Below are 11,154 nucleotides of genomic sequence, written 5' to 3'. Positions count from 1 at the left end.
CCTTTAAAGATAGGTTTGTGTAACAAAGCCATCCTAAACTTAAAATGTACAATCGAGAGATTAATACAAGAAGAATCGGGATTAAGTACGTATTTGGTCGCCTTAAGACCTTTGAAATTCTGGCTGACCATTATCGAAATAGATGCAAAAGACTTGGTCTGAGATTTATTTTAATCACTGGAATTTACAATATGGGATTGAGTTAAAAATCACTTATGAAAGTGATCCACTATTGGTATCTTATTTGCAATAAAGCTTTTAATAAATCGTATTAATATTTATGTGTCATCTTACTTAAATATCCGCTGTGTATGGTCCAGCTATATTAAGATGGGTTGATGCCATGATCTGTTCTCTTGAAAAATTCCAATTAAAAACAATCAGCGTGGCATGTATAAGTTTCAGCGCTATATTGCTTACTGCTTGTCAAAGTACGACGATAACGCGAAATCAACAGGCCAATACAGCACAACAGCTCCAACAAGAAAAAGTCCAACAACCGAAACGTGTGGTCTTTTTCTTGGGTGATGGTATGGGCATCACCACACTTACTGCTTCACGTATTTATGCTGTTGGTGAAGATGGTCAGTTGGCGATTGATCGGCTGCCTGAGTCGGCCTTTGTTCGTACCTTTTCTGAGGATGCACAAGTCACGGACAGCGCACCTTCGATGGGCGCGTACATGACCGGTGTAAAGATGAAAAACGAGGTGATCTCGATGCAGACAGGGACAATTGCGGTTGAACCTGACTCAGTAGGGAATAACCAGTGTGCGAGTAACCCTCAAAACAAAAATAAGCAAAACACACAGACATTACTCGAATTAGCCAAAGCAAAGGGTTGGGGGACAGGCGTTGTGACCACTACGCGGATCACGCATGCCACACCAGCATCAACTTATGCTCATATTTGCCACCGTGATGCTGAAAATGATATTGCATCACAGTTAGTCCCGAGTTCAAAAGGCGATGCTTATCAAAGCTATAACCTCAAACTTAAAGATGGGGTCGATGTGGTTTTAGGTGGAGGTAAGCGTCAATTTTTGCCTAAAGATGCAGGTGGAGAACGTACTGATGGGCGCAATCTAATTAGCGAGATGCAAAAGGCAGGCTACCGCGTGGTTTTTGATGAAAACCAACTCTCCCAAGTGCAACTGGCGAAAAATGAAAAATTATTGGGTTTATTTAATCACAGCCATTTAAATTACGACTTGGATCGCACCAAGAAAAACTTGGCAGAGCCGAGTCTCAAGCAAATGACGCTGTCTGCTTTAGACATCCTGACGCAAAATAAAAAAGGTTTTTTCCTGATGGTGGAGGGAGGGCGTATAGATCATGCGCTGCATGACACCAATGCCAAGCGCGCATTACAAGACACGATTGCCTTAAATGATGCTTTAGAAGCAACCATTCAAAAGCTTAAACAAAGTGATCCTGAACTTAAAAATACACTGATTGTGATCACGGCCGACCATGATCACACCTTGGTTTTAAATGGTTATGCCAAGCGCACAGGAAAATACGTCGAAGGTAAGGAAACCAGCGTGCTTGGATTGGTAAAAAACTATGATCAAGCGGGCTTTGCTCAAGATATTCATGGTCAACCTTATCCGATTATCGGTTTTGGTACGGGCAAAAAACGCCCCACTCAAAACCGTATGGATGACTTGGTCCTGAACTTAAAAGACACTGATGTCTGTCATCCTGTAAAAGGGCCAAAGGCACCACAAGGTGAAAAATATAGTTTCACTTATCCTTTGGCTGAAACGGGTTGGTGTACGGGCACTGCTGCGGATGATTTCCAACAAGAAGCTGTGATTCAAACGGGCTATAAAGATAAAGAAACGCATGGTGGTGCAGATGTGTTTTTAGGTGCGATTGGTCAGGGGGCAGATCAGTTCTCGGGTAGCCTTGAAAATATTGAGGTCAATCACCTTATTCGTAAGATCACAGGCTTATAGCAGAGGGATACCATGTGAAACATACTTTAAAAACCATCCCATACATGAAGCTTCTGCTTACAGCGTCGATTTCTTCAAGTGCTTTGTATGCTGCTGAAACCACACTTACGCCGACGAAAAACGTTATATTCTTTTTAGGCGATGGCATGGGACCAACCACAGTGACGGCAAGTCGTATTTATGCTGTGGGGGAAAATGGCAAACTGGCCATGGACAGCATGAAGCACGCAGCACGGATTAAAACCTATTCTGAGGATGGTCAAACCACAGATAGTGCTCCCTCTATGGGCGCCTATATGACTGGGCAGAAAAATAAAAATGAAGTGATTGCCATGACAACAGGAACGGTTGCGGTCGAACCTGAAGATGGAAAATTGCCGAATGGCAAAAGCTTAGCTAAAGCCATCAACCGTTGTCCAGAACAGGGCAGTAGTATAGTCGCAGGGATGCCTGCGTTAAGTATTTTAGAACTGGCAAAAAAGAAGGGAAAAGCGGTTGGCGTAGTGACGACGACTGAACTCACCCATGCCACACCTGCGGCAACCTATGCACATATTTGTCATCGTGATGCACAATACGATATTGCGCTTCAAGCTGTTCCAAAAGGTAAAGCTTATAATCCAAACTTATTGGATGGCATTAATGTCCTTCTGGGAGGTGGCTTAAATCACTGGACGCCTTATGATGCAGCCTCTAACCCCAAAGGGCGCTTGGATGGCCGTGATTTATTGGTAGAGTTTAAACAGCAGGGTTATCAAACCGTTTTAAGCCAAAGTGATTTGGCACAGACGGTCAATACTCAGAAAATTTTCGGCGTATTCTCCACACAGTCGCATTTAAATTATGATTTGGACCGACTCAAGAAGAATATAAAGACTGAACCGAGTCTGGCGGTGATGACCAGTAAAGCGATTGATGCACTGCAAGCACAGAGTCATGGACAAGGCTATTTCTTGATGGTTGAGGGTGGGCGTATTGACCATGCACTACATGCCAATAATGCCAAACGGGCATTGCAGGAAACCAAGGCATTTAATGATGCAATTCAAACTGCACTGGATAAAGTGGACTTGAGCAATACCTTGGTTGTAGTGACGGCAGACCATGACCATGTGATGACCTTTAATGGTTATGCCGCACGAACGGGTCAAACGACGGAGACTAATCCAGGTATTTTGGGGCTGAGCTATGACTATAATATTGCAAAAGAGCAAAATGCTTACAGCAAAGTGCTGGCTGATGGCCAAGTACATAATCCATACCGCGATGTAAATGGAGCAACAGGAACGACACTCGTTTTTGGAAATGGCACGGGCAAGCGTTTAGATATTCGTGACAGTATTAGCAACGAGCAAGCCTTTGCTGACGACTATAAACAAGAAGTCGGGGTACAACTGGCGAAAAGCGAAACACATGGTGGCGGAGATGTGATGCTGTTTGCTGAAGGAAAGAATTCAAATCTATTCAAAGGCACACAAGAAAATACATGGGTATTTGAGCAATTGAAAAAGGCGTTTGGATTCTAATGGATACAAGATTTATACGGCCGTTCAAATTCAAAATGAAGTTCTTAGCATTGTCTTTCAGTTTGCTCAGTCCATGGGTATGGTCGGCCGATGAATATCGTATTGATTATCAGATTGAACGGTTGGATGCCAATGGGGTCACGACCATTCAAAAATACAGTGAGAAAATGATTCGAGATGCGCAAAATATCTGGATTGAACGTTTAAACACTCAAACGCATGCTGACGAAGCCCAGACACATAGCAATGCTCATGTATCTGCCAAAACAGACACCCATGAGCATGAGAGTTTTGACAGTGCAATTCAGTGGATGCAGCGCAAAGATGTAGTCGGACAAGCAAACGTAGAAAGTCCGTTTCAGCGTTTTTATATTTTGCCAGATGAAAAAATGCGGGTGCAATTGCAGGATGTCGATCAAGAAATGCTAGGGATGAAAAACTGTTGGCGCTGTGAATATAGTTTGATTCATCCTGACATTTTAAAGCGAGCACAATTGATTCAACGTGATCCGAAGTTAGCGCATTATCAAATACGCAGTGCTGGGCAAACGTTGAATATTATATGGAATGAACAGGATCAACTGGTTCAAAAATATGAATTGCTCAAACCGACCTCAGGCTATGCTAAAACCTTTACCGTGCGCAAAATTGGCCAACATGTTGCTACACCTTGGACGCAAACAGAAAAATACAGCGAACGTGACTATGCGGACTTTAGTGATTAGCTGATGAGTTTTTGGCTTTTAATTTCGGCGTTACAACAGGAATATCCGTGATTTTTTGGGAAAATAAGTGGTTAGGACTGTGCCGCTTGTACTGTTAAACCACTCCAACGTTTAAATGCACGTCGAAAATTAGTGGCATCGTTAATTTGTAAATACTGAGAAATCTGTTCAGTTTTAAAACCATGCACACGATATAAAATGATGGCGGTATGCAAACGGCTTTGATCGAGTTGCGCCTGAAAATGGGTCTGATGCTTTTTCAGTTTACGTTTTAAGGTGGCAGAACTCATTTGAAAATAATCAGCAGTTTGTTCAAGTTGAATATTATTTTGAATATTTTGCATGAAGTATTGATGCAAACTGAGCAAAAAACTCTGTTGAATATTTTGAGCTGTCATTTCTTTCAGCGCATGTTGATAACTGATTGCAGCTAAGGTCGAAGAGGCATTGGGAAGTTTTTCATGGACCAAGTCACGAGGCAGGCTCATCATGTTGATCGGGCGATTAAACTCTAAAGCACTGCCTAAATGCGTCCAATATTGTTCAATATAATCCGGTTCAGAAAAATTAAATTCGAATTTCCATGCTAACTTGGTTTGATACAGTTGACGGCTAAATGCTTGTATTGCACTCATTGCGCTTTCGATTAAAAAGCGATTTTCAAGCTTGTTTTCATCTAACCAATAAATATGAATATGGCTTTGACTATACATGAGTCGAGGGCATAACCACGGTGAAACAGATGCGGAAAATGTTAAATAACGGCTAAGCGCCTCATCGAAGGTCGATGCATACAGCATGGATTTAATGGCGTCATTAAAGGGGGTGGTTAGGCTGCGTTGACCGAATAAAAAACTGATGTCCTGATTGCGAAAACACTGCTCAGCATTTGTTAAAACTTGTTGTAACTGTTGCTGGCTAATCAGCTTTTGCCCTGAAAAGATATCTTCCAAGAAAATACCGCTACCACTAAGTAGGACGTGATGTTCGACCTCATGGCTGACTGCTAAATCAATTAAAATAGATAATTGATGATGCGCAGGAATGTAACTGTAGTCGCATTCAAAGCTCATACCGCGACTCGCTTTGGTGAGTAGTATTGCTTCACTTGGAGCAATTGCTGATTTAATGCACTCAAAAGTTGCTGAGCAGTTTGGTATTGCCCTACTGAACAGCAGGTCGTGAGTGCTTTTAAAGGAATGTGTGCGGACAGATCACGTTGATAATAAGCACTGACCATAAGCATGCGCTCAAGTTGAGCTGCCATTTTTTCAGCCTGTTGTAGCTTCGTCTCTGGTAACAACATAATAAAACGATCTCCTGCGAAGCGGCAGAGCAGGTCTTGTGGTCGTAAGTTTAAGCTAATCAATTGTGAAACATGCTGTAAAATAGATGTGCCTTCATCAAAGCCATATGTTTGATTAATCTGATTAAAATTATGCATATCTAGCAGTATGACGGACATGTCGCTGGGTTCATGCAAGTTCTGCTCAATTGCAGCTTTGAGCTGTGTTTTAAAGTAATGAGCATCGGCTAAAGGGGTGAGTGCATCGAATAAACGGTGATCCCGATAAATACGTTCTCGTTTTTGCATGTGTTTAGAAATCGCCAGTTCTTCTTGATGCCAAAAATAAATCCCGATGGTAAATAGGCACAGTCCAATTGGAAAAGGAATGGACTCAAGCCATGCATCCCACATGATTTCTTTAGGCAGGCGAATAAATTCATCTAAGCTGTCCATCCACATATGGAAAAAAATAAAACACAGTCCATAAAAGATATAGTTGGTTACACGGCCTAAAGGACGGCTTTTAATAATAAAGAAAATCCAAATAGCAATAAAAACAGTTGCTCCCCCTTCACCTAAAATATCGACCCAGTTCCATTCAGCAAACGACTTGCTCTGCCCAAGTAAGATAAATAACCAGAGAGATAAGCTACAGGCAGTCGCTACACATAACAAAGGCCAGCGGTAGTAAGCAAAGTATTTAGGCATAGCATTTTTTGAAATGATTTATTTTCGCCCAAGCTAAACAGATTTAGATGACAGTTTGATGGCAAAGGCTAGAGTCAAAATAGATCAGGGTATTTTTGATTTTTGAGAATAAAAATGCTGAAAAACCCTATCTTTGTGGTGAATATGCATCATTCTGTATGCTCAGAATTTTCTCTATACAGATCAAATTAGCTCACTTTTTGCTGAAAATGACCAAAAACAAATAAAAAGGGCAGGTGGTAAAAGGCACTGTCACATCATGTTCACATTCAATTTCTATTGTGCGTTCAAACCATGCCACTTTGGCTTGAGGGGAAGAACATAATGCAAAATAATCAGAACCGTTTCATGAAACATAAGCGTGCGGGTTTTCAGCTCAGTACACTGGTCCTGTCAATGCTGAGCATGACCCATCTACATGCCGAAGATAACACGGTGGAATATGTACAGGTCATTGGCCAAGCTGCAAGTATGGATAAAGCACTCAAAGAACAAAAACGTGCCGACCAAATCAGCAGTGTGGTACATGCCGATGGCATCGGACAATTACCCGATGATAATGCCGCAGAAGCTTTGCAACGGATACCGGGTGTATCTACAGAGCGTGACCAAGGCGAAGGACGTTTTGTTTCAGTTCGTGGTTTAGGTGCTGACTTAAATGCAGTGACCATCAATGGTACTTTGGTTCCCGCGCCTGAAAGCGATCGCCGTGGCGTGGCATTGGATGTCTTACCATCAGAGCTGGTGCAGTCTTTGGCTGTGGTGAAAACGCTGACACCAGATATGGATGCCAACTCATTAGGCGGTACGGTGCAAGTCGAAAGTTTATCAGCCTTTGACCATGACGGTTTGTTTTATACGGGAACGGTTGAAGGTGGTTATGATGAAAAACGGGAAAAATATAGCCCTAAAGCATCGGGTGCCATCAGTAACCGTTTCAGTGTTGGTGAGGGGCAAGACAACCTTGGGGTAGCGTTGGCACTGAGTTATCAAAACCGAAAATTTGGCTCGGACAATGTTGAAACGGGCGGGGCTTGGGATGGCGATGCACTTGAAGAAACCGCAATGCGCCAATATGACATCGAGCGGGAGCGCATTGGTGCGGGGCTAAATTTTGATTACCGCCCCAATGACACAGGCGAATACTATTTAAGAACTTTATATAGCCGATTTAAAGATATCGAATCGCGTCAAGAAGTCTCAGTTGAATTTGCCGATCCGCAAACTGCGGGGCAAAGTGGAGATGCCGAAGTCACTCGCTCATTAAAAAGTCGTGTTGAAACGCAAGAAATTCAGTCCTTTGTTTTAGGGGGCAAGCAAGGTTTCGGTACTTGGACGGTAGAAGGTCAACTCGGTTATAGCGAAGCATCGGAGGAAAATCCGGGTGGTATTTCGGGGGCGAAATATAAAGCTGAGTTTAGAAATGTTGGCTTTAGCAGTACCCAAAAGCCAGTTGTAACAGCAGATCAAGATTTTTATGATGCTGCCAACTATGAGCTAGATTCGGTGTCGTGGGAAAAGTCTAAAACCACCGATAAAGAATACAACGGTAAATTAGACTTTTTAAAAGACTATATGTTGGGGAATTATGCTGCTGCATTGAAGTTCGGGGGCAAAATCAGTCAACGTGAGAAAACCAATAATACCGATGAGTGGAAATATAAAGACCTCAGCACGTCAAGTTCAGATTTCAATTCAAACAGTCACTATGAACTGGGACAGTTTGGCCCAAGCATCAATGAAAATGCCATTCAGGACAAAATAAATGGGCTAAATGCTGCTGACTATGTGGTTGCGGATGGCTCCATCATTAATGACTTTAAGTCAAATGAAGACATACAAGCGGCTTATGTCATGAATACGATTGATTTGGATCAATTGCGTGTGATTGCTGGTTTACGTTATGAAAATACCAACTTCGAAGCACATGGTTTTGAGTTTAATGATGATGTGATCACTGCGACCAAATATGAAAATGACTATGATCATTGGTTGCCAAGCTTACATTTGCGTTATCAATTGGCGGACAATACCTACCTGCGTGCGGCATGGACCAATAGTGTCGTGCGTCCGAACTTTGCGCAAAGTGCGCCAGGTGTTTACATAGATGGTGATGAAGCTGAGTTTGGTAACCCAATGTTAAAGCCTTTAGAGTCTTCTAACTTTGATTTGGGTGTAGAAAAGTATTTTGGCAAAGCCAGTATGGTGAGTTTTTATAGTTTTTATAAAGATATCGACAATTTTATCTATAACACCAATATTGCAGGGACAGGTCAGTGGGCTGACTTTGATGAAGCTGTGACTTATAAAAATGGTCAAAGTGCCAAACTCTATGGAATGGAGTTTTCCTATTCACAAAAATTTGACCACTTAGGAGCACCATGGAACGGGTTCTTGTTGGGTTTAAATACCACCTTTAGTAAGTCAGAGGCGGATATTGATTCGATGAAAGATGGTGAACTTCTGAGCCGTCGTATTCATTTGCCAAATCAGTCGGATGTGGTGGCGAATGCGATGCTTGGCTGGGAAAATGAACGTTTTGGTGTACGACTTTCAGCAAATTATAAATCGAGTTATCTGTATGAACTTGGTGACATTGATACACCTGAAAAAGATATTTATACCGATGACCAAATCTTCCTTGATTTGAGTAGTCATGTGAACTTATCTAAAAACTTACAGCTCAAGTTTGATATACAAAACATCACCGATGAGCATTATTACAACTATGCAGGTTCTAAGGCTTATAACGCGCAATATGAAGAGTATGGCCCAGCTTACAAACTGGCACTGACCTATACCCATTTTTAAGTCGAATTAAATTTAGTACTCAGGTTTGCTCAACAGAAGCAGACCTGAGGTTCCTTGCCCAATTTTGAGTATCTCTATGAAATTTTCATCTTTTAAATGGTCTGCTTTAAGCAGTTGCTTGCTGTTATTGAGCGCATGCAGTCAGCACAGCGTGTCCCAAGCTCCGCAAAATAGCCAGTCGTTAAGCTCGGTTGAAATACCAATAGATCAGCCTATGGCAGCGAAGTTGCAATTACGTGAAGTCGACATGAATGGGGCGAAAACTGAGGATGTACAATGGTTAACCTTGAGTGCATGGCCTGAAGTTGCCGCGCTGTTGAGCAGTAAAAATAAAGGGCTACAAATTTTAGATGATCAACAAAATGTACTACATCAAATTCAAGGTCAGTTTGGGCGTTTTGATTATCGGATTGGTTCGGAGCATTTATTGATTGCTGCGTCGAATTTGCAACAACAGCAAATTCAACTGATGAGCATGAACTTAAAAAATAAAGCATGGAACAAACCTAGTTTTATTCCAAAGCGTTCATTTAAGTCTGAAGATGTTTGCCTATATACCGATGCTCAAGGACTGAGTTTTGCTTTTTTAGTAGGTGAAGAGGGGCTTGGTGAACAATGGTTGGTGGCTCAGCATGAGAAGGCTTTGGTTCAACCACAGTTGGTACGCCGTCTCAGTTTTCCACCTGCTAGTAGTGTATGCAAAGTGAATGATGCCACAGCAGAGTTGTTTATTAATGAAGCGAATGTTGGCATTTGGGCATATCCAGCTCATTCTGAAGCAGACATGGTGCGTCAGGCGGTGGATCTCGTGCAACCCTTTGGTTCGATTCAAGGTTCACCTTCTGCAATTGCGATTGTAGATGATCATGTCGCGGTACTCGATGCAGAAAAACCTTTGCTTTATCGTTATCAAAAGCAAGATAAGCAATGGAAAGCACAGCCGCCTTTACAACTAGACACGGTGAAAGAAGCAGAGACTTTGAGTGTTCAAGGTAATTTAACTGATAAATCCTTGCTGATTTTAGATGATAAAACCGTGAAAGTGACAGATGTAGAATGGGAAATTCAAACCCAGACCAAAGCTCAAAATATCATTACTATTCCAGCAGAAGTGCAGACGGAGGGTGTGCCAAGTACAGGTGACGCGGCTGATGATCCTGCGATTTGGCATAACGCTGCACAGCCGAGTCAGTCCCGTATTTTAGCGACAGATAAACAAGGTGGTCTACAGGTTAACGACTTACAGGGTAAAACTGTGCAGTACTTGCCAGTAGGGCGATTGAATAATGTCGATGTACGCCACGGTTTTAAATGGGGCAATCAGACAGTCGATTTGGCGGTGGCATCGAACCGAGATCATAACAGCCTGCATCTCTTTGCGATTCAACCCAAAACGGCCAAGGTTTCTGTGCTTGGCGAGTTAGCGACCACATTGGATGATATTTATGGCATTTGCATGTACCGCGATGCTCAAGGGGAAATTTATGCCATTCCCAACGATAAAAGCGGGACTTTTATTCAATACCACATCACGGCTGCACAGCAAAAATTAAGGGCTGAAGAAGTACAACGTTTTTCAGTGAAAACCCAACCTGAAGGCTGTGTCGTAGACGATGCCACAGGGCGTATTTTCTTGGGTGAAGAAGATGTCGCGGTGTGGGTAAAAGATCTCAACCCAAAAACTCAGCTTCCTATGCAGCAGGTGATAGGTGTAGGAGAGGTGATGCATGATGACATTGAGGGAATGGGACTTTATCACAGCAAAAACCAAAGTTATTTGGTGGTTTCAAGCCAAGGCAATGACAGCTTTGTGGTGCTTGATGCCGCTGCACCTTACACGGTTCGTGGCGCATTTCGTATTGGCATCAATACCGAAAAAGGCATTGACGCTGTGTCTGAAACAGATGGACTGGATGTGAGTTCCTTAAATTTTGGTGGCAAATGGAAGCGAGGCATGTTGGTGATACAAGACGGACGTAAACGTATGCCTGAAACCAATCAGAACTTTAAATATGTGCCTTGGGAAAAAATCGCTCAAGCGCTGCATTTGGACTAAATAGCGCTTTAGTACCTGAGTGAGTACATGGGCTGCTAAAGAATCACAGCCCATTTTAAAAATATATATGTACTGCACCA

At 42.4% G+C, this 11,154-nt stretch carries 7 protein-coding genes and 1 pseudogene; 6 read left to right on the top strand and 2 right to left on the bottom strand.

Annotated features, from left to right (window positions below):
* Nucleotides 1-95: 95 nt before the first annotated feature.
* The 4 genes and pseudogenes from B3143_RS06120 to B3143_RS06105 all read left to right on the top strand — a co-directional run.
* A pseudogene (locus B3143_RS06120) lies at nucleotides 96-206 on the top strand (IS5/IS1182 family transposase); the annotation flags it as partial.
* A 137-nt stretch (nucleotides 207-343) separates the two neighbouring features.
* Complete coding sequence (locus B3143_RS06115; protein ID WP_214001429.1) at nucleotides 344-1,960, top strand: alkaline phosphatase; 1,617 nt, start codon at nucleotides 344-346, stop codon at nucleotides 1,958-1,960.
* A 44-nt stretch (nucleotides 1,961-2,004) separates the two neighbouring features.
* A complete protein-coding gene (locus B3143_RS06110; protein WP_286739847.1) occupies nucleotides 2,005-3,486 on the top strand; it encodes an alkaline phosphatase in 1,482 nt (493 codons plus the stop codon).
* A gap of 35 nt (nucleotides 3,487-3,521) precedes the next feature.
* A complete protein-coding gene (locus B3143_RS06105) occupies nucleotides 3,522-4,211 on the top strand; it encodes a hypothetical protein (RefSeq protein ID WP_228301717.1) in 690 nt (229 codons plus the stop codon).
* A 71-nt stretch (nucleotides 4,212-4,282) separates the two neighbouring features.
* Here the strand turns inward: B3143_RS06105 and B3143_RS06100 are convergent, their stop codons facing one another.
* Together B3143_RS06100 and B3143_RS06095 are read right to left on the bottom strand one after the other, a co-directional pair.
* Nucleotides 4,283-5,284, bottom strand: a complete 1,002-nt coding sequence (locus B3143_RS06100; RefSeq protein WP_005234808.1) for a helix-turn-helix transcriptional regulator — start codon at nucleotides 5,282-5,284, stop codon at nucleotides 4,283-4,285.
* A complete protein-coding gene (locus tag B3143_RS06095; RefSeq protein ID WP_214001426.1) occupies nucleotides 5,281-6,207 on the bottom strand; it encodes a diguanylate cyclase domain-containing protein in 927 nt (308 codons plus the stop codon). Before B3143_RS06095 ends, B3143_RS06100 begins: the two co-directional genes overlap by 4 nt.
* A gap of 324 nt (nucleotides 6,208-6,531) precedes the next feature.
* Here B3143_RS06095 and B3143_RS06090 point away from each other — a divergent pair, with 324 nt between their 5' ends.
* The gene (locus tag B3143_RS06090; RefSeq protein WP_286739842.1) at nucleotides 6,532-9,018 is read left to right on the top strand and encodes a TonB-dependent receptor; all 2,487 of its coding nucleotides are present in this window, start codon (nucleotides 6,532-6,534) and stop codon (nucleotides 9,016-9,018) included.
* Nucleotides 9,019-9,094: 76 nt separating this feature from the next.
* A complete protein-coding gene (locus B3143_RS06085) occupies nucleotides 9,095-11,074 on the top strand; it encodes a phytase (protein ID WP_214001424.1) in 1,980 nt (659 codons plus the stop codon).
* Nucleotides 11,075-11,154: the final 80 nt, after the last annotated feature.

It is taken from the genome of Acinetobacter sp. UBA1496 (genome assembly GCF_002324975.1).
GTDB classification, from domain to species: domain Bacteria; phylum Pseudomonadota; class Gammaproteobacteria; order Pseudomonadales; family Moraxellaceae; genus Acinetobacter; species Acinetobacter variabilis.
The sequence above is the reverse complement of the archived record's forward strand: the minus strand, read 5'-3'. Positions and strand labels throughout refer to the sequence as shown.